16 protein-coding genes, 1 tRNA gene and 1 pseudogene are annotated in these 20,501 nt (G+C 60.7%); 9 read left to right on the forward strand and 9 right to left on the reverse strand.

Translation table 11 applies throughout. The features are described from left to right. The first annotated feature begins 52 nt into the window (after positions 1-52). From HMPREF1219_RS09760 to HMPREF1219_RS09770, 3 genes are all read left to right on the forward strand, one after another. A complete protein-coding gene (locus tag HMPREF1219_RS09760) occupies positions 53-448 on the forward strand; it encodes a heavy metal-responsive transcriptional regulator (RefSeq protein ID WP_016458767.1) in 396 nt (131 codons plus the stop codon). A gap of 252 nt (positions 449-700) precedes the next feature. Further along, positions 701-1,153 carry a metalloregulator ArsR/SmtB family transcription factor gene (locus HMPREF1219_RS13370; protein ID WP_281166650.1) on the forward strand — a complete coding sequence of 151 codons (453 nt, stop codon included), beginning with the start codon at positions 701-703 and terminating at the stop codon, positions 1,151-1,153. 21 nt (positions 1,154-1,174) lie between these two features. Beyond that, positions 1,175-2,182 (forward strand): ArsO family NAD(P)H-dependent flavin-containing monooxygenase, encoded by a 1,008-nt coding sequence (locus HMPREF1219_RS09770; RefSeq protein ID WP_016458769.1) that lies wholly within the window; start codon positions 1,175-1,177, stop codon positions 2,180-2,182. A 744-nt stretch (positions 2,183-2,926) separates the two neighbouring features. Here the strand turns inward: HMPREF1219_RS09770 and HMPREF1219_RS13000 are convergent. Beyond that, positions 2,927-3,397, reverse strand: a complete 471-nt coding sequence (locus tag HMPREF1219_RS13000; protein ID WP_169455941.1) for a hypothetical protein — start codon at positions 3,395-3,397, stop codon at positions 2,927-2,929. Between HMPREF1219_RS13000 and HMPREF1219_RS12345 the strand changes: the two are divergent. Beyond that, a pseudogene (locus HMPREF1219_RS12345) lies at positions 3,281-4,033 on the forward strand (transposase); the annotation flags it as partial. The gene HMPREF1219_RS13000 and the pseudogene HMPREF1219_RS12345 overlap by 117 nt on opposite strands. A 145-nt stretch (positions 4,034-4,178) precedes the next feature. On the opposite strand, the gene HMPREF1219_RS09785 reads toward HMPREF1219_RS12345, so the two are convergent. Then, positions 4,179-4,255 (reverse strand) — tRNA-Met (locus HMPREF1219_RS09785). Between the two features lie 108 nt (positions 4,256-4,363). On the opposite strand from HMPREF1219_RS09785, the gene HMPREF1219_RS09790 reads away from it, so the two are divergent. Continuing rightward, positions 4,364-5,497, forward strand: a complete 1,134-nt coding sequence (locus HMPREF1219_RS09790; protein ID WP_016458772.1) for a pyridoxal phosphate-dependent aminotransferase — start codon at positions 4,364-4,366, stop codon at positions 5,495-5,497. Positions 5,498-5,584: 87 nt separating this feature from the next. Here HMPREF1219_RS09790 and HMPREF1219_RS09795 read toward each other — a convergent pair whose 3' ends face one another. Beyond that, on the reverse strand, positions 5,585-6,961 hold the full coding sequence (locus HMPREF1219_RS09795) for an MFS transporter (protein ID WP_040427734.1): 1,377 nt from the start codon (positions 6,959-6,961) through the stop codon (positions 5,585-5,587). A gap of 546 nt (positions 6,962-7,507) precedes the next feature. Then, a complete protein-coding gene (locus HMPREF1219_RS09800) occupies positions 7,508-10,462 on the reverse strand; it encodes a UPF0182 family protein (protein ID WP_016458774.1) in 2,955 nt (984 codons plus the stop codon). A gap of 85 nt (positions 10,463-10,547) precedes the next feature. Here HMPREF1219_RS09800 and HMPREF1219_RS09805 point away from each other — a divergent pair, with 85 nt between their 5' ends. Then, on the forward strand, positions 10,548-11,078 hold the full coding sequence (locus HMPREF1219_RS09805) for a PPA1309 family protein (protein ID WP_016458775.1): 531 nt from the start codon (positions 10,548-10,550) through the stop codon (positions 11,076-11,078). A 23-nt stretch (positions 11,079-11,101) separates the two neighbouring features. Next, on the forward strand, positions 11,102-11,671 hold the full coding sequence (locus tag HMPREF1219_RS13285) for a hypothetical protein (protein WP_016458776.1): 570 nt from the start codon (positions 11,102-11,104) through the stop codon (positions 11,669-11,671). Between the two features lie 326 nt (positions 11,672-11,997). Here the strand turns inward: HMPREF1219_RS13285 and HMPREF1219_RS09815 are convergent, their stop codons facing one another. Then, the gene (locus HMPREF1219_RS09815; RefSeq protein WP_016458777.1) at positions 11,998-13,074 is read right to left on the reverse strand and encodes a YlbL family protein; all 1,077 of its coding nucleotides are present in this window, start codon (positions 13,072-13,074) and stop codon (positions 11,998-12,000) included. Between the two features lie 73 nt (positions 13,075-13,147). Here HMPREF1219_RS09815 and HMPREF1219_RS09820 point away from each other — a divergent pair, with 73 nt between their 5' ends. Next, positions 13,148-14,656 (forward strand): zinc-dependent metalloprotease, encoded by a 1,509-nt coding sequence (locus HMPREF1219_RS09820; protein WP_016458778.1) that lies wholly within the window; start codon positions 13,148-13,150, stop codon positions 14,654-14,656. A gap of 126 nt (positions 14,657-14,782) precedes the next feature. On the opposite strand, the gene HMPREF1219_RS09825 is transcribed toward HMPREF1219_RS09820, so the two are convergent. Further along, the gene (locus HMPREF1219_RS09825; protein WP_016458779.1) at positions 14,783-15,289 is read right to left on the reverse strand and encodes a M48 metallopeptidase family protein; all 507 of its coding nucleotides are present in this window, start codon (positions 15,287-15,289) and stop codon (positions 14,783-14,785) included. Between the two features lie 196 nt (positions 15,290-15,485). Here HMPREF1219_RS09825 and HMPREF1219_RS09830 point away from each other — a divergent pair, with 196 nt between their 5' ends. Further along, a complete protein-coding gene (locus HMPREF1219_RS09830; RefSeq protein WP_016458780.1) occupies positions 15,486-16,517 on the forward strand; it encodes a hypothetical protein in 1,032 nt (343 codons plus the stop codon). Here the strand turns inward: HMPREF1219_RS09830 and HMPREF1219_RS09835 are convergent. From HMPREF1219_RS09835 to HMPREF1219_RS09845, 3 genes are read right to left on the reverse strand one after another with little or no spacing between them, the layout of a single operon-like run. After that, the gene (locus tag HMPREF1219_RS09835) at positions 16,462-18,519 is read right to left on the reverse strand and encodes an ATP-dependent DNA helicase UvrD2 (protein WP_016458781.1); all 2,058 of its coding nucleotides are present in this window, start codon (positions 18,517-18,519) and stop codon (positions 16,462-16,464) included. The genes HMPREF1219_RS09830 and HMPREF1219_RS09835 overlap by 56 nt on opposite strands. Then, entirely contained in the window at positions 18,512-19,306 is a 795-nt protein-coding gene (locus HMPREF1219_RS13290; RefSeq protein ID WP_016458782.1) for an NAD(+) diphosphatase, read from the reverse strand. Before HMPREF1219_RS13290 ends, HMPREF1219_RS09835 begins: the two co-directional genes overlap by 8 nt. 31 nt (positions 19,307-19,337) lie before the next feature. Beyond that, entirely contained in the window at positions 19,338-20,414 is a 1,077-nt protein-coding gene (locus tag HMPREF1219_RS09845) for a potassium channel family protein (protein ID WP_016458783.1), read from the reverse strand. Positions 20,415-20,501 lie beyond the last annotated feature (87 nt).

Genomic DNA, 20,501 nt, shown 5'->3' on the forward strand with positions numbered 1-20,501 from the left:
GCACGGTAAGGTCAAGCCCACAGGTCCAGGCATTATTAGAGGGGAGTAGTTCATGCTCATCGGGGAACTGGCACAGACCAGCGGCACCACGACCAAAACTCTGCGCTTCTACGAGGACGTCGGCCTACTCCCGACACCCCACCGCAGCGCCAACGGCTACCGGTATTACGACAACCCCACCGACACGTTCGCCCGGATCGACTTCATCCGCCGCGGCCAGACCGCCGGCCTGACCTTGGCCCAGATCCGCCAGGTCCTGGAGATCCGCGACCACGGTACCCCGCCCTGTCGGCATGTGGTCGACCTGCTTGATGAGCGCTTGGCGGGCCTGGACCAACAACTCGCCGATCTGCACAACCTGCGCGATACCGTGAGTGAACTGCGCTACCGGGCGGAGGGGATCAGCCCGGACAGTTGTGACCCCACCGCCATCTGTCAGTACCTCTAAAATGATTATCCCCGTGCCCACCGTCGGGTCTGGCCGCACGGGAAGGGGGTGGCCCGGGGGACGCTAGTCTGTGCACCAGGCTTATGTTGTTGACGTGCCTATCATTGCTTTTCAGGGAGGATGCTCGTGCTCGATTGGTGGGAACGGTGGCAGATCCCGCTGTATCTCGCCGCCCTCGTCCTCGGAGCGCTCATCGGCCTGGCTGCTCCTGCCACCGCTCCGGCGTTTGAGGTGGCGATCAACCCGGTATTGATGGCACTGCTCTACGCCACGTTTTTGAGCGTGCCGCTGACCAAGGTCGGGCAGGCACTGCGCGATGGCCGGTTCCTGGCCGGTTTGACCGTGCTGAATTTCCTCATCGTCCCGGTCGTGGTCTACCTGCTGTCCCGGTTCGTGGCCGATGACCAGGCCCTGCTGCTAGGCGTGCTGCTGGCCCCGTGCATCGACTACGTCATCGCCTTCTCCGGTCTGGCCGATCCCGCCCGCCTGCGCTTGTTATCGCAGTTGTCGGTCGAAGGCTGCGGCCCGGTCAGCGTCGGGGAGCTAACAGAGACGTCGGGGTTGAGTCAGCCGACCGTGTCGCACCACCTGAAGCGGTTGACCGAGGCCGGGTTATTGGACAAGGTCCGGGTCGGTCGGACGGTGACCCATCAGGTGCGCCCGGAGCTGTTCGCGGAGCTGCGCACCGTGTTGCAAATGGACTGAATCACCCCCGACGAGAAGGAGATGACCATACACGTGACCAGCAAAGACTTCGAGGCGATCATTATTGGCGGTGGCCAGGCGGGGCTGGCCACCGCCTACTACCTGCTGCGAGCAGGCGTGGACATCCTGGTCCTCGACGATCAGGAGGATGCGGGTGGGGCGTGGCGACATGTGTGGCCATCAATGACGTTGTTTTCCACCGCGGAGTTTTCCAGCCTGCCGGGCAAGCCTATGCCAGCCTACGAGGGGTTTCCACCGTCGGACCATGTCATCGACTACCTTGCCGACTATGAGCAGCGCTACCGGATCCCCGTCGAGCGCCCCGTGCACGTGGACCGCGTCGAGCGGGTGGCTGGAGGCTACCGCCTCCACGCCGGCGATCGGTCGTGGACGGCTCCCTATGTCGTAGCCGCCACCGGTACCTGGTCTACTCCCTTCGTTCCGGCCTACCCGGGATTGTTTACCGGCACGCAGTGGCATTCGGCGAACTATCCGGGGGTGGGCCCTTTCCGGGGGTCGTCCGTGGCTGTGGTGGGGGCGGCGAACTCCGCCGCGCAGATCGCCGCCGAGCTCACCGGTGTTGCCGAAGTCACCTGGTATACCCGCCATCCACCACGGTGGATGCCCGATGAGGTCGACGGACGGGTGCTGTTTCGCCGGAACCGGCAACGCGCCCTGGCCGTCCAGCGCGGCGAGACCGATCCAGGGGCCGACTCGGAGCTCGGCGACATTGTCGTGCTGCCTCAGGTGCGCGCTGCCCGCGACGCCGGATGGTTGGCGGCGACGCCGATGTTTAACTCCCTCAACGAAGTACGGGCCGATCATCTGATCTGGTGTACCGGGTTTCGGCCGTCCCTCGGGCCGGTGCGCCGGCTCCTAGACGGCACGACCCCAAAATACCCGGGCCTGCACCTGGTCGGTTACGGCGACTGGACCGGCCCCGGATCCGCCACGCTCACCGGGGTAGGCCCCTACGCCAAGCAGACCGCGCGGACCATCGCGGACTCATTCGGCATGACCGTCAAGTAATCCCCGCCTGGCTGGCAACCCCGAGGGGCATTCTGTCGTCAGCACAACGAGAGGAGTGGAGTTTCGATCGCTGCAGGAAACACCGGCACCTCATCCTCCGGGGGCCGAAAAGTGTTCCACATCTTCCCGCCCGGCGGAGTTTGAATGTGATCTGATCCGGGAGCGGAGACAGGCCGGTCTGGAGCCTGCCTGGGTTCGTGGCCGCACGGAAAGCCAGCCACCACTGCTCAGCGGGGACAAACTGCGCACCGCGCGGGAAAATCCGCGAGAAGATCAGTTACTACCCCTGAACCCTCGCTGTGGCGTGTAAGAAGTCGGTATATCTATCGCCGGGACATCCCAGCTCTTCGGCGACCGCATCAGCAGTGCTTACTCCGGCTTTCTCGTACTCAGCCAACCTAGCGATTACCCGTCCCTGTGCTCAGACCTGTTCCCACTCAGCTTCAGGCATAGTCAGGTGTGATGTCGCAGCAATGTCCGTGTGGCTGCTGTCCATCCCTGTCTCCTTGCGCCCGGGAGCTCTGACATTTTCAGCCTAGTGCACACGAGTACTGACCGGATGGTGTTCCGAAGCCGTCGTCACAACCCTGGTCACCGGGGCTATCTGTGCCAACGCCTTCTGACTCTGACAGTAATTCTAAAACTGTTTTTTGAGGTGTACCCCATCGTTTAGTAGTAATGGTGTCCTCTACTTTGGGCGATTGCTTTTAAGTACTGGGCGCAGGGACAACAATTCTGGAAAAGCTAGTTTTGGATCTTTCCTCGGCGGAGCTGATCGAAGACGCTACCGGCGTAATCCTCGTCAAGGATGAAACTGTTGTCGGTTTCTTTGAGAACTCCTTCTTTGACTCGACGATCCCACCACATGATTAAGGATGCGAGCGTGTAGCCGAGTTCGTATTTCTGACCAGGAACTGTGAATGAGTTCCCTATGAGTTCTGGGAAGGTTAGTGTTTGTCCTTCTCGGCCTCCGTTGGCAAATGTTTTAGGATCGTGTTGGGGCTCAATATGCTGAACAATCCAGTACACAACGTCGTAAAAGGTTCGACTTTCAAGGCTATTCTCGGTGATTACTGGATTTATATCTTTGGTGATGAGGTGCCCACGTCTACTGACCCCTATCGTGTTTACGACCAGGTCTTTATCGACGGCACCTACTTTCACAAGAAATGCCTGCTGGTAGCCTGCACCGACACACACGTCATCGCCTGACACTGGTGCTTGCGTGAAAGCTCATACGAATACCTAAAGCTGCTCGACAAAATCGCGCAACCACTCATCGTCACCACCGACGGGGCAGGCGGAGCGTTAAAAGCGCTGCGCACTAAATGGCCCGACGTTGCCATTCAACGCTGCCTAGTCCACGTCCAACGCAACACCTTCTCCGACATCAGTCGCAACCCGATTCACCCAGCGCATAAAGCAATTCGAAAGCTAGGCTACATGCTTATCCAGGTACACAACCGTGAAGATGCTGCACGGTTTACTGCTGCAGTCCACCACGCCTGCATCACGTTTGGTGATTGGCTTAAAGAGCGAACCTATCGCAGTGCTATACCGGCAGGCCAAGTGCCACAATGGGTCAGCCCCAACCAGAAATGGTGGTACACCCACCGCAACGCCCGCAGGGCTCTAAAACGGTTAGAAAAACTCATCCACGCAGAACAACTATTTGCCTTTCTTACCCCGCCTGAAGGTGTCACCCAGGACTTAAAAGCCACCACGAACCTGCTGGAAGGCGGCATCAACAAACAACTCAAAGACTTAGCGGGCAATCATCGCAGCATGTTCGATGAGCATCAGCGCATCACCATGGACTGGTGGCTTTTCACCCACACCGAAGACCCTGTGCCGCGTGTCGGGCAGCATCACTTCCAAACCGGCTTAAGTGACAAAATGCCATCGCTAAAGTCCCGATTTGAGTCCCAGGACGTGCTCCTTAAGAGAAATAACTAAAGCCCCCCACCAGCGTTTCCACTGGTAGGGGGCTGGAAGTTGGTAGCGGGGGCAGGATTCGAACCTACGACCTCTGGGTTATGAGCCCAGCGAGCTACCGAGCTGCTCCACCCCGCGACGCGTATCCTCAAGCGGATACCGTGCCTTGCGGCAACGTGTTACTACTATAACGACGCACGCCTACACATCCAAATCCCCAGCGCTGGAGGGCTAAACTGGCTACACATGAGCGAAGTAGTATCTAGACTCCAACCGTTTGGTGAGACCATTTTTGCCACGATGTCTGCGAAGGCTGCGGCCGCCAAAGCTATTAACCTTGGGCAGGGCTTCCCGGATGAGGACGGTCCGCAGTCAATGCTTGACCGTGCCGTGAAGGAGATTCGCTCCGGGAACAATCAGTATGCACCGGGAACAGGATTCCCCGTGTTGCGCGAGGCGATCGCCGCCGAGCGAAAGGCACGTTACGGGCTTGCGACTGATCCAGATTCAGAAATAGTGGTCACCGTCGGGGCTACCGAGGCCATTGCAGCCAGCGTGCTCGGCCTGGTGGAGCCCGGCTCCGAGGTGATCGTTTTCGAGCCGTATTACGATTCTTACGCGGCGTCCATCGCTTTGGTCGGCGCAACAAGGGTTGCCGTGCCACTGATCCCCTCAGGCAATTCCTGGGACATTGATGAAGAGGCTCTGGACAAGGCCGTTACTCCTCGGACGAGGATGATCATTGTCAACAGTCCACACAATCCAACCGGAGCTGTGCTCGACGTTACTAAGGTCGCTCGTGTGGCCACCCGGCACAACCTCTTGGTGCTTTCCGACGAGGTGTACGAGCACCTCATCTTCGATGGTGGTAGCCATCAGCCCATTGCTTCGCTTCCTGGGATGCAGGAGCGGACCATCACCGCCTCCAGCGCGGCCAAGACTTTCAACGTCACCGGGTGGAAGACGGGGTGGGCGGTGGGCCCGGCCCCGCTCATTCAGGCTGTCACGCGAGCCAAGCAGTTTATGACGTTCGTGGGAGCCTCCCCTTTCCAGCCCGCCGTGGCACACGCCCTAACCAACGAGCAGGAATGGGTGCACACGATGGTGAAGGAACTGGAGCGCAAACGCGACTACCTGGCCAATGCGCTTGATCGCGCGGGGTATACAGTTCATGACACGCTAGGCACCTATTACATCGTTGCTGGGGTGGACAAACCCGGCGTGGAATTTGCACATGAGCTCATTGAGACCGCAGGGGTGGCGTGCATCCCCGTCGAGGTTTTCACAGACCACAAGGATCCGTGGAAGAACCTTGTCCGCTTTGCCTTTTGCAAGAAGTGGGACGTGTTGGAGGAGACAGCCCGGCGGCTTAACGCCTAACGCCGAGGCTAGAAATGACGCCGGCGCCCCACCCCACGGTGAGTGAAAGGAGAACCGTGAGGAGGGGCGTCGACAAGCAAAAACAGGTTAGATCTCGGTCATATCCATATCTCGAGACTCGCGCATCAAAGCGATAGCGGTGAGCGAGACGGCAGACACCACCACGAGGTAGTAGCCAACCGAGGATACGCTGTACGTGGCGTTGAGCCACGTGGCGATGAACGGCGCAATCGCGGCACCCAGGATGGACGAGATGTTGTAGCTCAACCCGGACCCGGTGTAGCGAACGTTGGTGGGGAAAAGCTCCGGCAAAACGGCTGACATCGGCCCGAAGATGAGCCCCATGAGCAACATTCCCAGGGTGATGAACACCAGTGCAGTAAACAACGTGGACGTTTCAGGAGCCAGGAACAGCTTGAATGTGAGACCAAACGCGATGATGACAACGGTGGTCCAAAATAGGGTGGGCTTGCGACCGAAGCGGTCCGCCCAGTACCCGGACAGCGGGATGGCCACCATGAACGCGAAGATGGAGATCAGCTGGATGACGAGGAACTGCTGGTAATCAAACCCGAGGCCCAGCCCCTTTTCGCGATCGGCGATGCCGTAGGACAAGATCCAGGTGGTGACCAGGTAGAACAGCGTGTAGCAACCAACCATGATGAACGTGCCGGCGACGAGCGGGCCAGGAGCCACCTTGAACACCTCAGTAAGCGGTGCTTTAGCCTTCTTGCCTTCCTTCACAGCCTGTGTAAACACCGGCATCTCATCGAGCCGGATCCTCACCCACAGGCCCACAGCGACCATGACGGCGCTGAGGATGAAGGGGATCCGCCAGCCCCACACCATGAACGGGGAATCCAGGTGTGCGGTATCGTGCCCCAGCGTTTTAACAATGACCAGGAAGAGGCCATTTGCAAGGAAAAACCCGAACGGTGCCCCGAGCTGGGGCCTCATAGCAGCGCGGGCGCGTTTGCCTTCCTCAGCACTCTCAGTGGCGAGAAGGGCAGCGCCCGACCATTCGCCACCGAGGCCCAAGCCCTGGCAGAAGCGCATGAGCGCCAGAAGCGCCGGAGCGAGGAGGCCGACCTGCGCGTAGGTGGGCAGAAGCCCGATGCAAAACGTTGCGATCCCCATGGTCAGCAGCGCCCCGACGAGGGTGGCCTTGCGGCCGATGCGGTCACCGAAGTGACCGAAAACCACTGAGCCCAAAGGGCGAGCGATGAACGCCAGGCCGAAGGTGGCAAACGACTGCAGGAGCGCAACCGTGGGGTTTTCCGTTTCTGCGAAGAAGAGGTGCGGAAACACTGCCACTGCTGCGGTGGCGTAGGCGTAGAAATCGTAAAACTCGATTGTCGTCCCGATGGTGGAACCAATAATCACGCGACGTCTATTCTGTTTCGCGTGTTTTTCAGCTTCCTGTTGTTCTTTGACTTGGATGGCAGTACTCACATGGCACCTCATTTCATTTCTTATTAAGTGGTGGACTTCAAAGCGGATAGTTTGAAGTTGAAAACGATGGTAAGTCTCACTAGCTGGTAGCGCAATTTCATATTATGAGATTTACTCACACGCGAACACCGGTTCACTGATAGCCAGCTGGCAGCAATCTACAAATTGCCTGGTCATCTCACTCTGAAACCGCACATTCTCAGCCAGTGAGATACTCTATGGCGCGCAAAATCAACCGAACAGATAGTCCGAATGCTTCCGGATACTGCCCGGAAACGGAGCTTGTGGCCCGCCACAGACCGTTGTTGCCCACAAGGACACAGCATGTCAACCCCGTACATGTGGTTTCCTTTCGCACCTTCCTCAGGTTGGGCCGCACACCGCCCTTTGCAGCCACAAAACGCATGCCGATGCGACTACCTCTGCCACCGCCAGCACCGGCACGAACTGGGGTTTTTCCGCAGCACCCTGCAACGCCTTAAAAAAACCGGGCACCGCGCACAACGTGTGCGCGGTACCCGATCAGGGATCTGCAGTTATTCGGTTATCGGCCGGGGGTTACTGGAAGTTTTTCTGGTATTCCGCTACCGCGCGGTCCAGCTCATCCAGTGCGCGCCCGTACTCCTCGTGGGAGCCGTCGCGGGCGGCACGGACCCCGTTGAGAGCCTTGTTGATCCGCTCGATCGCGGCCTGCGCGTCACCCGGCGCGGCGCTGGCGGGCGCGTTGCCAGACTGATCGTCCGCCGGCTTATTCGCATTGCCTTCGGTCTCATCCACGCTGACGCCGGCCTCTTTGAGGTCGCTGGCCTCACGCGGGTTGATGCCCACCTGGGACAGGGCCTCGGCCACCGTCGGCGCGTAACCGATCTTGCCGTCGTAGCTCACCAGCACACGCAGGAGCTTGGGGAACGCCGATTGCTGCCCCTTCCTCTTGGTGTACATGGGCTCCACGTAGAGGATCTTGCCACCGCCGACGGGCAGGGTGAGCAGGTTACCGTTCATCACCTCGTTGGTGTTCTGCCACAGCGAGCGGTCACGGGCCACCTGGTCGGAGGAGTCCATCGTGTCCTGCGCCTGCTTCGGTCCCAATGTTTGGGAGTTGGTGGGCAGCACGCGGACGGTGATCTTGCCGTAGTTCTCCGGATCCGAGGTCACCGTCATGTGCGCGGAGAGGAACTCGCGCTCGAGGCCACGGAACGGGGTGATGAGCTGGAAGGTGGGATCGTTGGTCTCCGGGTCGGCGGCCACCACGTAGTACGGGGGCTGGCGCAGGTTCTTGCGCTCCTCGGTGGCGGACGGGTCGTTCGGGACGGACCAGAAAGCCTCGTTCTTGAAGAAGGTGCCGGGATCGTCCACGTGGTAGCGGGCGATGAGCTCACGCTGCACCTTGAACAGGTCCTCGGGGTAACGCAGGTGCGTGTTGAGCTCCTCGGGGATCTCGTTCTTGGGCTTCACCGTGCCGGGGAAGGCCTTCTGCCACGCCTTGAGCACCGGGTCCCGATCATCGAACTCGTAAAGGGTGACGGAGCCATCGTAGGCATCCACCGCGGCCTTGACGGAGCTGCGGATGTAGGACACCTGATCGTAGAGCAGGCGCTGATCGGTACCCGTCGGGTTGAGGGCATCCTGGGTGGTCTCTGTCAGGGACATGCGCTGCGAGTACGGGAGGTTCGTCAGCGTGGTGTAGCCGTCGACGATCCACTTGATGTGGCCGTCGATGACCGCCGGGTAGGCCTTGGAGTCCGTGGTCAGCCAGGGTGCGACCTTCTCCACGCGCTCGCGGGGATCGCGGTTGTACAGGATCTTCGATTCGCCGCCGACGCGGTCGGACAGCAGGAAACTGAGCTCCTGGAACTGGAGGGCGTAGGCGATGCGGTTGAAGTAGTTGCCAATCGGCACGCCACCCTTGCCGTCGTAGGTGTACATGGTGGTATCCGTGTCGTACTCCCACGACTGATCGTTATCACTGCCCACGATGGCGTAGTCAACGATGTCCGGCACCTTGGAAATCACCGTGCCGTAGTAGATGCGCGGCTGCGTGAGATTCAGGTTGAGCTTGTCCGGGTGGCCGTCTGCCGTGTCCTTCTCCACCGTGGACAGGTCGGCGACAGTGAAGACGGGGTAGCCGCCACGGGTGGAGGACGCGTCGCGGGCGACCTCATCCACGCGGTTGGCGGGGGCGGCCACAAATCCGTTGCCGTGCGTGTACACGGTGTGGCGGTTGAGCCAGTCCTTCTGGTTATCGGCCAGGGAGTTCGGGTTCATCTCGCGGGCGGCAACCACGTAGTCGCGCACCTCGCCGTCCTGCTCGTAACGGTCGATGGACAGCGGGTTTTGGAACCCGTAGAAGTTCTTCAGCTGCTGCATCTGGGTGAACGTGTCCGGCAACACCTCAGGATCGAGGATGCGGATGTTGGACACGGTCGAGCTGTCGGATGCAACCGCCTCGTCGCTGGTGGCGTCGGCGCCCCAGTTATCAAGGTAGGTGACGTGGTCATCGTCGATGCCGTACGCGTAGCGGGTGGACTCGATGTTGCGGGCAATGTAGGGCGATTCCGCCTCCTGCCCGTTCGGCTTCACCTTGAACTGCTGGACCACGGCCGGCCACGCGGTGCCCACCACGAGGGAGGACAGCACCATGAGCACCGTTGCCACCGCGGGAATGCGGAGGTCCTTGAGCACCACGGCGGAGAAGAACGCGACGGCGACGACGATGCCGATGACCATGAGGATGATCTTGGCCGGCAGCTGCGCGTTGATATCCGTGTAGTTACCGCCGGTGAAGGTGGCGTGCTGGTTGTCCAGCAGCGTGTAGCGCTGCAGCCAGTAGTTGGCCACCATGAGCAGCATCCACAGGCCCGCGGTGACGGCGAGCTGAATCCGGGCGGGGCGGGACACAAAAGCCGTCTGCCCCGCGGCACGGTTGCCGGGGCGCAGCCCGCCGAGCAGGTAGTGCCCCACCAGCGCGATGAAGAATGCCACCGCGAGGAGCACAAGCAGGGAGCCCACAATGAGCTGGATGACGGGCAAAGTGAAGGCGTAGAACCCGAGGTCCTTGTGGAACTGGGGGTCTTGCACGCCGAAGGGCTGCCGGTTGAAGAAGAACAACACGGTCCGCCACGCGGCCTGCCCCATGAGGCCGCCGAGGATTCCCACGATCAGCGGCAGGCCGAGGAGCAGGCGCTTCAGGGATTTCTCGATGACCTTGCGGTACTCGTGGATGGTGGGTGACATATCCCCGCCGTCGAGTTCGTCGGGGCGGTATTTGAAGGCCATGTAGCCCGCCAGCCACGTCACTCCTGCGGCCACGAGGCCGAAGACGAGGAACAGGATGAGCCTGGTCACCAGCGTCTTGACAAAGACGGAGTCATATTCGATGTGTCTAAACCACAGCCAGTCTGTGTAGTACCCCACCAGCCACGGCACAAAAACGGCGAGGGCAACCACGACGGTGATCGCGGTGAGGAGCCCCCGGTTCGGTTTCCGAGCAGGTGGTCTCAATCCGGTAGCCACGTGCTACTCCTTTTCATTGATAGGTCAAGTTACCGCTAGTCTAATAAATGTTTCGTAGTGCCTACGATGGAGGTTCGATTCGAGCATGGAATTTTCTCAACAACACCTGAACAGGGCCGTCTTGGAGGCTATCGATTTTGTCCACGCCGAGGGCTGGGACGCTCCCCCCACCCTCTTCGCGTTGGTTCCCAGTCGGTTGCTTATCGACGCCCTCCCGGACCCCGATCTCGAAGAGGCACTGTCGCTGGTGGTCCAGGAACTTCCGGATAACCTCCCGGCCGGCTCCCCCGAGCTCGGCGAGTACCTCACCCGCATCATCTGGCCCGACCAGGTGGTGGGAGCAGTGCTTGCGCAAGAGATAACCTTCCGCGATACCTCGTCCGATGACCCGTCCCCCCGCCCGGCGCGCCTGTTCTCCGCCGTGCTTCGCGACGAGGACCTCACCCAAACCATCCTGCAGCTGCGCAGCACCGAGGAGGGCCTGTTCTCCGACGATGATTACGAGCTGCGTGGCGGCCCCGGCATCGCGCCGGAGCTTATCTCGGCCCTGCAGTACAGCTTCACCCTCGGACTAGACGAGGACGACGACATCTACGAGCGCGACGAGGACGAGTAGCGGTCTACGTTAGACTGGACACCATGAAACGCGTGCTAGCAGCAATGGCCGTAGCAGGATGCGCCACCGCCCTCGTAGGGTGCGGGGCGGATGTGGACACTAACGTGTCCACGCAGGTTACGGAGTCCGCGGACACTACATCCACGAACGAGCCGACATCTTCTTCTACCGCGTCGTCGACAACGCAGCGCAGCTCCTCCCCCACCTCGGAGAAGGAAGCGGACGATTTAGTAGACACGGTTGCATGCACATTTTCCTCCCTTGCACCGGAAGAGTTCTTCGCCGGGCTGGAAAACTGCCACCCCAACGGCATCCCGGATTCCTATTCCTGCGATGGACCCAAGGTGGGGCAATTCCAGTTCTTCGATTCCGATGTCAAGGCGACATCCACCGCCCAGGTGTTGCGAGAGCTGTCTAGTTCCCGCGTGGTGGAGGAAAGTGGCAACAGGATCGTCGGCTGGTCCGTGCTCGGCTCCACGGCGATCATCACCGTGGTAGATGAAAAGCAGGGGCTGACCATGCAGCAGATGATCTCCTCCGACAAAGTCGACCCCTCGGCGCGCATCAAGGAGCTCGGCCTAGCAGATCAGTAGCCGGCCAGATGGCGGATTTCGGTACCCACACCGCCTACCGCAGAGTTGTAGTAATTTCCACCTCCCCCACAGAGTTGTAGTAATTTCCACCTCCCCCACAGAGTTGTAGTAATTTCCACCTCCCCCACAGAGTTGTAGTAATTTACTACAACTCTGTCTCCGTTTAACCCCTTTTTCGGCCTTTTCCCCGCAAAGTTGTAGTCAATTACTACAACTTTGCAAAACCGATCGCACCCCTGCGCTTACTCGCTGCGAACCGGTAACGAGGTGCGCCGCAACTCCGCTCCGGCGCTGCAAAGCACCGTCAACAAGCGCCATGCAGCTGGTTACTCGTCGGTGGCGGTACAGCTTGTCACCGGCTGGCCTGCGGCGTACGCGTCGATGGCATCGACGGCATCCTGCAGGCTCGACACCTTTGCCACGGTCATGGAGCCGGGATCCTTGGTGACCACCTCGTCGCAGTTATCGGCGGGCGCTAAAAAGAGCTGCGCACCGACCTCCTCCGCCGCCGTCATCTTGTGCTTAATCCCACCGATCGGGCCCACCGTGCCGTCCGGATCAATAGTGCCCGTACCAGCGATGTTCACGCCCTTGGTGGTATCGCCGGGATCCAGCTTGTCTATAACACCCAGCGCGAACATCATCCCGGCGGACGAGCCGCCGATATCCGAGAGCCGATACTGCACTGTCATATCGCCGGACGGATCGGCCTTCATGAGGATGCCCACGTACGGCTTCCCATCCTTCTCACCGAGGGTGACGGGGATGGTCACCTCCTCGCTGTGCCGGCGAACGGTAAAGGTGACCTCATCTCCCGCCGCACGGGAGGCAACATACTCCGAAACATTGGAGGGAACGGTGACCGGGTGGCCGTCGACAAGCGTGATGACATCGTCGACCTCAAAGTGACCCTCAGCGGGAGCACCCTCCATGACCTCGGCGATGACCGTCTCCAACGGGATGCCGAGGAAGTTAAGGGCGGCGAGGGTAGCCGATGACTCGCTGTTGATAAAGGCCTGCTTGTTCGCCTCCGCGACATCCTCCTGGCTCGTATTCGCGGGGATGACAGAGTTCAGGGGCACAAGCTCGCGGTCACCACGCAGCCACATGGACACCGCATCGCCCAAACCGAGGTCCGTGTACACGCTCACCGTGAGCATCCGCAGCTGGCCGTCCGTCTGATCCACGGGCGCGCCATCGATCTCCACCACGTCCTGGCCGTCCTCCGTAGTACCCAGAACGTCAAAGCTCGGGCCGGGGCCCATAGCGGCGAACGGCACACCCAGGCGCAGACCCGTCACCCCCACAACACCGGGCAGGCTTGTAGCAACAACCAGCCCAAGCAAAACGAGAACCGTGACGGCTCCCCACCGAAACGTAGAGGACGAATTTTTCACGACCATAACCCTACATGTTCGCTTACAGCACGCCGAAACTATCTAGCGTGCGGTAGGCAGGCCACGGTAGGTTAGAACTATGAGCAATAGATTCGGATTTACCTCTGGCGACGACGATCAGGACGACAACCGCGACAACAACGGCGATTCTCGCGACGATAACAACTCCGGCGACGGCTCCAGCGATAACCAAGGATCTAACCCCTTTGGCGGCATGCCTGGTTTTATGAGCTGGTCCTCCGACGGCGGGTTCCAATCCGGCAACCTCGGAGACTTCTTACAACAATTTGGGGCCATGTTTAACCCAGCAGGCGGTGGCGACAATCCACCCACCGGGTTTGGCATGTTTAACCAACCCAGCGACTCGGGCGACGCCACAGGTGACGACAAACGGATCGACCCATCCATGGTGATCAAGGTAGGCGTGGAGGAGATCGGCTCCGAGCGCCGCCCCTCCGATGCCGAGCAAACGGCCGTGCGCGAAGCCGCCCGCCTCAGCGACCTCTGGCTCGACGGAGTGACCGACATCCCCGCAGCCGGCGGGCCCGTGCAGGCATGGAACGCCTCCACCTGGCTGAAGAACACCGCCGAAACCTGGGTGCGCTTCCTCAACCCGATCGTGGAAAACAGGGACAACCTCCACAGCACCGGCGTCCCCGACGAGGCGAAGCAGCTCCTCACCCCCATCATGGGCGCTATGAGCCACTTCCAGATGCTTCAGATCTCCAACCAACTCGGCGGCGACCTCGGGGAACTCGCCACACAGGTGCTCACCGGCAGCGATTTTGGCATGCCTGTAGCCCCCGTGGGCACCATCGCCGTGCTCCCCTCCAACGTCAACGCCGCCGTGCGCAGCCTCGACATCCCCCAGGAAGAGGCCCTGCTCTACATCACCGCGCGCGAGGCGGCCCGCCAGCGCCTGTTCAAGCACGCCTCCTGGCTGCAAGACTCCATCATCGGCGCCGTGGAAGAATACGCCCTCGGCCTGGAGATGGACACCAGTGAGATGGATGAGGCCATCCGCGACATGCAGGCCGGCGAATTCGACCCGCAGCAGCTCCTCGAGCAGATCTCCAACTCCAATTTCGAGCCACGGATCTACTCGCGCAACGAGAAATCCGCCGAGCTCCTCGAAACTCAGCTCGCCCTCGTGGAAGGGTGGGTGGAACTGGTCACTCACGACGCGCTCATCAACCGGATCCCCTCCGCCGCCAAGATGGAGGAGGCCTGGGACAGGCGGTTTGCCTCCGGCGGCTCCGCCGACACCGTCCTCGACGAGGTTATCGGCGTGACCATCAAGACCCCCAAGGTGGCCGCCGCCGTGGACCTGTGGCGCCGTGTGGGCGATGCGGTGGGCCAGGAACGTCGCGATAGTTTGTGGAATCACCAGGACTTCCTCCCCCGCGCTGAGCACCTGGACAATTCCGCCGCCTTCATCGACGAGTTGCTTACCGACGATTTCGACCCCATCGCCGAGATCACCAAGCTGGAGGAATCCGGCAACTTTGGCAAGGGCCACGATGATCACGATGCCGGCGACGGCGGCGACGGTAGTGGCAGCGGCGACGATTCGCCCGAGGATAAGTAGGCTGCTCTAGCCCCGGGACGGGAATATCGTGACCGGGGCGAGAAGCCTTGGACCAGGGCGAGAAACGATATGCCGGGGCGAGAAGCCTTAGACCAGGGCGAGAAACGATATGCCGGGGCGAGAACGCTAGTTCTCGCCCCATCTTCCGTAGGCCTCCAGGTAGCCTTGGGCCCTTTCAACTAACGGGGTTTTAGCCACCCAGCGCTGAAACTCCGGGCCATGGTTGGGGACAAAAGTGTGCACCAACTCGTGTACGACCACCGCGTCAAGGACATACTGTGGGACCTTCTGCAACCGGTGAGAGATACGGATCGTTCCCTCAGCGGGAGTGCACGACCCCCAGCGAGAATTCTGATTTGTCACCCAGCGGATGGAAGTCCACGAAGCCCGTCCCCCTAACACCTTCTTGTTCAGGCGCGTAGCGGTTGCCTCAAGATCCACAGCGGGAACCGTCTTAGCCTGCACTTTTCCCAGCAATTCACGCGCCATCATGTTCGCGCGCTGTTGCGACATGGAGGCGGGAACCCGCACCTCAAAAACATCCCCTTTAAGACGGCCCTGGACGCTCTTGCGTCGGCGCGCCGAACGGATGATCCGAATCGTGGGCTCAACGGGGCTGGATGCTGAATCCACAACTGAGCCGGCTTCTTTTGCGGATGCTGCCGCGGAATCATCGGGATGCGTGCTGTTCACAGTGTGACAGTGTACGTGGCCCCACAGATGGGGGGCCCAGTGCCGCGAATGTTTTTGTTTTCTCGCACTGCGCGCCCGCGCCCCTCGTAGTATCCTCATGCCTAAATGAGGGGAATCTTTTCAAGGGGGACAATTGGTGAAACAGTTCATCCGCACCACAACTGACAACAAACCGACACTCGTCGCGGTGAGCACTCCGCACGCCGTGGACAAGCCGGCACCGCCAACGGAGGTGGCACCTAAACTGCAGCTGCCACCGTTTGGGTTCAATCCGTTGGCCACGCTCATATTTCGCTCGAAAGAGTCCGTTCAATTTGGGATCGACACAGCCCACACGGCAGTGGTGACCTTTCCAAGCCATCAGCTTGCCAGCAGCACCGTAAGCTACCTCAAAAGGTTCCACTCCACGCGCACCTACAACGAACTCATCACCGGACTTGCAGCATGTGGAAACAGTGTTGAGTGGGCCCGCGCTTTCATTGAGGACTTGGTGGCGTACCGCGTTATCGTTCCGCAGCGTACGAAGATCGAGGTCGCCGTGGTGGGCACCAGCCCGCTAGCAAAAGAGGTGCGCCACCTCCTGCCTTTTGATCACTTCCAGCTGCTCACCTCGCTGCAAACGGAGTCTGAGGAGCACTTCCTCGCGCGGGTGCCGGAAAAAGCAATCCTTGTCCTCGTGGACACGCTCATCGAGGCTCCGGTGTACTCCGCAGCAATCCGTGATTCTGCACGCACCATCGTGCAGGGGTGCATTCTCGACGGCCGTGGGTACGTGGGCCCAGCCATGATCGACGGTGATGGGCCGTGCCCCCTGTGTGCAGAGCTTTACCACCTCGATCTCGACCCGCGCTGGCGGATGCTCCTCACGCAGAACCCCGTGAGACGGGGCTCCCGCGACCCGCTGATCGTCGCCGAAACCGCCGCCCGCATCATCTCGATGACGCTGAAAGCCGCAGGCGTGATGGTCAGCCCACCGGGGGTGGGGAATTTCTTCCACTCACCACACACGCTTCTCACTCCTGGCCAGTTCGAGGTGGTTGATCCCTATGGCATGACCATCGACGTACGCCACATGGAGCCACACCCTCACTGCCCGGAGTGCTTCGCCAGAATCAGCGGTACTCCTCTAGAACATCCCGCAGGTCATCCGCAAATTTATCCAGCTTAACGGGCCCCACTCCGGGGATGGCGAGAAATTCCGCATCCGTCGACGGCATCGCCTCCGCAATTGCCATGAGCGTTGCATCCGTAAAGATCATGTACGCAGGCTTACCCCTATCTTTAGCCTCGGCTGCACGCCAGGCACGAAGAGCTGCAAACAACGCCTGATCTGTGTCTTCAGGGCAGGTGGTGCAGTGGCCCAACACCTTCTCCTCCGGCGTGGTGAGCGGCCTTCCGCACACACGACACCGAGAGCGCCGCTCCATCTTGTGTTGCGTCGGCTTATCGGCCTTTTCTTCTGGGACAATGCCATCGAGGAAGCGTGTCCGCTTGCGCGTGGCACGCCCGCCCTCTGAGCGTGCCTTGGACCAAGACATATGGAGGAATCTGCGGGCACGGGTAATACCCACATAGAACAGTCGCCGTTCCTCCTCGATCTGCCGCTCGCCCTCTTTCAACGCCTGCTTGATAGGAAGCGAACCTTCCTGCAGCCCGGTCAAGAACACGGCATCCCATTCCAAGCCCTTTGCAGAGTGCAACGAAGCGAGTGTTACGCCATTAACATTGGGCGGTTGCTTGGCATCCTTGCGGCGAGCCATCTCCTGCACAATTCCGTTGAGCGTGAGCGTGGAGTCCGTCCGAACGAGGTCCTTGACCAGCGAGAGGAAAGCGTTTTGCATTTGCCAGCGCTCGCGGGCACCCTGCCCTTCTGGTTCGTTCTGCGTCATCCCCTGTCTGCGGAGAACTTCGGTCACGGCATCCACCGGATCCAACTCCTCGGCGCGGCCGGTGGAGGCTAGCCGAGTCAATCCGCTCATGGCCTGCCTGATTTCCGGGCGGAGGAAGAATCCCTCGCCACCGCGCACCTGGTAGACAATGCCGGCCTCCGACAACGCTTCCTCGAACACCGCGGACTGAGCATTGATGCGGTACAACACGGCGATTTCCGAGGGCGCAGTTCCCGTCTCAATCAACCGCTTAATACGACGGGCAACGTCGTGCGCTTCGTCCGGCTCGCACTCGTAGGTGGCAAACTGAGGAGGCTGACCGGCGGGCTTCATACCCTGCAGCTTCAACTTAGTCCCGGCGATTCGGCCTTTCGCCTGGCCGATAACCGCGTTCGCCAGATCGGTGATCTGCGGTGTGGAACGGTAATCCCGCTGCAGGCGCACGGTGACCGCGTTGGGGTAATCGCGGGTGAAATCGAGGAGGAAGCTCGGCGAGGCTCCTGTGAAGGAGTAGATCGTCTGATTCGCATCCCCCACGACGGTGAGGTCGTCCCGCTCCCCCAACCACGCGCGAACGAGGCGCTGCTGGGCGGGGGTAACGTCTTGATACTCATCAATGACAAAAGTCCGGTATTGCTGCCGGAACTCGTCGGCAACGCCGGGTACCTTGACTATGCCGGTGGCCAAGTGATTGATGACATCGTCAAAATCAAGAAGCGCCACCCCCGGGCGGAACTTCAGTTCCTCATACTTCGCGTACACCTGCCCCACCTCTTTGGCGGAAACGGGAGGGGTGCGATGGAAATTCTCCATCTGCTCTGCGTAGTTATCCGGGCTGATGAGCGTGGCCTTCGCCCACTCGATTTCCCCTGTGAGATCGACGAGTGTTTCCTTGGCGGTACTCACGCCCACGGCGCGTGCGGCCTGCGCGACCAGCGGGAGACGTTTATCCAGTAGTTGATACTGCAGGTCACCTGCGAAGCGCGGCCAAAAATACGCCAGCTGGCGCATGGCCGCCGAGTGGAATGTACGGGCTTGAACGCGGGGAATCCCCATGTGGGCGAGCCTGTCACGCATTTCGCCCGCCGCACGTTTGGTGAATGTCACCGCCAGCACCCGCTGCGGGCTGACTGCGCCCGTGTTGATGAGGTGGGCGATGCGGTAGGTGATGGTGCGGGTTTTACCGGTGCCTGCACCGGCCAGAATGCATACCGGACCGCGTGGCGCGGTTGCCGCGACGCGCTGGTCAGGATCAAGATCGTCGAGACTGAAGTTATCCAACGTCACTCCACCTATCGATGAGGGTGCGTGCAAGCGAGCCACGTCCGGTGAGCGGAACCCTACCCGAGAGCACCTCACTGCGGGTGACCCACCTGGTTTCTTCCAGCTCGTCGTCGGTGGGGCTGACCGCTTCACTGTCGATGGTTTCCGCGTGCATTCCCAGCATGAGGCTGCCCGTCGCCGCCCAGGGCGCGGACATGACGTAGCGGGAATTCTTCACCCGACGCCCCGTCTCCTCAAGCACCTCACGGGTGAAGGCATCCTCGATTGTCTCCCCCGGCTCCACGTAGCCCGCTACAAGCGAGTAGTAGTCCCGACCCGGTTTGCGGGTGAGAAGCAGCTTCTCCCCGATCGTCACCAGACCGATGACTGCGGGGTCGAGGCGCGGGAACACCTCGTTTCCGGATTGGTCGTAGCCGAACCTTCCATCTGCTTCGTAGCTGACCTTCTCCCCGTTCACGGGGCTGTACTTGAAGGTCACCTGGTTGCGAAGTCGCATGAAAGTACGCGCCAGGGGTTCGCTTGTCGGTTGGTCCTGAATCCTTGCAATTTTCAGGCTGCGGGGTGACGCACCGATGAGGCCCTCGAGCTCGCCGGGTGAAACGAGACCGGCGCGGTTTCCACCCTCCACGTCGATAGTGACCGTTGGGATCTCGTCCACCTCAGCCAGCGGCCACCCGTAGACGGGTTGTTCCGTGCCGGAGCCGCCCTCGGTTGCAAATGTTCCCTTGGCAGTGAAGAGGTAGAGAATCCGTTCCCCACCCTGTGTGCCGCGGCCTTCTACCACCGTTTCTCTCCCCTTCCGAATGTCTTAGTTGTTAATCCGCGATACGACGCACGTACAGCAAACGATCTCCTGGCTCGCACATCTCGGCCTCGGGCGAGTCGATGCGGTACAGCTCGCCGGAGCGCACCACGCCCAGCACAATATCTGCCAGGTGACGCGGGTTGGCACCCACCTCGTCCTCGCCGATCTGGCGCTCTGCAATGGAGAACCCTTCATCCGGGCTGAGGAGGTCCTCCATCATCTCCACCACGGAGGGTGTCACTGTGGCCAGGCCGAGCATCCGGCCGGCCGTTTCGGAGGAAATAACTACCGAGTCCGCGCCGGATTGCTCCACCAAATGCTGGTTTTCCGCCTCTCGCACCGCGGCGACGATCATCGCACTTGGTGCAAGCTCTCGCACGGACAGTGTCACCAGGACGGCGGTGTCATCAACGCTGGGGGCCACAACCACTGCGCGTGCGCGTTGCACACCAGCCAGCTTGAGCACGTCCGCCTTCGTGGCACTGCCGTGCACCGTGACCAGCCCCTGCGAGGATGCCATCTCCAGCGCCTGCCGGTCCGTATCGACGATGACGATCTCGCCGGGGGGAGTGCCGTCGGCAAGCAGCGCTGCCACAGCCGACCTGCCTTTCGTGCCATAGCCGACGACCACCGTGTGGTTACGCATGTTTCTTCTCCATCGTTGAATTTGCAGAGTCTTCCGCGACTCCTCCGTCAGCACGCTCAGCGTCGTACCGACCAAGAGAATGAGGAAGAGGACTCGCAGCGGAGTGATGATGAGGATGTTGACAAGCCGCGAGTGTTGCGCCACCGGGGCGATATCGCCGTAACCGGTGGTAGACAACGAAACGGCCGAATAGTACAGGGAGTCAACGAATGTCAGTGGCTCCGAGTAGCCGTCCCGGTCGAAGTACACCACGAGCGCCGTAGTGATCATGATGACCGTGGCGTAGGCGACGCGCCTGGCGATGAGCACCCACGGGCTGGATTTTGCCTCGCCCGGGATATTGATGATCTTGAGCAGAGCGTGCTCGGGGAGCTCGTCGAGGTCTGCCTGCGCCCCAATGCGGAAATTGAGGTTCGGCCGAAGCCGTCTACCTAAAGGCATCTCCACTCTCCTCAATGCTTAATTACCACTGCAACTGGCGCGTGCACATCCATTTTCCGCACGCATCTACATGAGTCTAGCCACTAT

It is taken from the genome of Corynebacterium pyruviciproducens ATCC BAA-1742 (genome assembly GCF_000411375.1).
In the GTDB taxonomy this organism is placed as follows: Bacteria; Actinomycetota; Actinomycetes; order Mycobacteriales; family Mycobacteriaceae; genus Corynebacterium; species Corynebacterium pyruviciproducens.

What these genes read in the sequence shown, in the direction of transcription:
- HMPREF1219_RS09805 (WP_016458775.1), top strand. Translation starts at nt 10,548, where the DNA reads ATGGAATTTTCTCAACAACACCTGAACAGGGCCGTCTTGGAGGCTATC.
- HMPREF1219_RS09760 (WP_016458767.1), top strand. Translation starts at nt 53, where the DNA reads ATGCTCATCGGGGAACTGGCACAGACCAGCGGCACCACGACCAAAACT.
- HMPREF1219_RS09815 (WP_016458777.1), bottom strand. Translation starts at nt 13,074, where the DNA reads ATGGTCGTGAAAAATTCGTCCTCTACGTTTCGGTGGGGAGCCGTCACG.
- HMPREF1219_RS09845 (WP_016458783.1), bottom strand. Translation starts at nt 20,414, where the DNA reads ATGCCTTTAGGTAGACGGCTTCGGCCGAACCTCAATTTCCGCATTGGG.
- HMPREF1219_RS09795 (WP_040427734.1), bottom strand. Translation starts at nt 6,961, where the DNA reads ATGAGGTGCCATGTGAGTACTGCCATCCAAGTCAAAGAACAACAGGAA.
- HMPREF1219_RS13370 (WP_281166650.1), top strand. Translation starts at nt 701, where the DNA reads ATGGCACTGCTCTACGCCACGTTTTTGAGCGTGCCGCTGACCAAGGTC.
- HMPREF1219_RS13285 (WP_016458776.1), top strand. Translation starts at nt 11,102, where the DNA reads ATGAAACGCGTGCTAGCAGCAATGGCCGTAGCAGGATGCGCCACCGCC.
- HMPREF1219_RS09770 (WP_016458769.1), top strand. Translation starts at nt 1,175, where the DNA reads ATGACCATACACGTGACCAGCAAAGACTTCGAGGCGATCATTATTGGC.
- HMPREF1219_RS09790 (WP_016458772.1), top strand. Translation starts at nt 4,364, where the DNA reads ATGAGCGAAGTAGTATCTAGACTCCAACCGTTTGGTGAGACCATTTTT.
- HMPREF1219_RS09820 (WP_016458778.1), top strand. Translation starts at nt 13,148, where the DNA reads ATGAGCAATAGATTCGGATTTACCTCTGGCGACGACGATCAGGACGAC.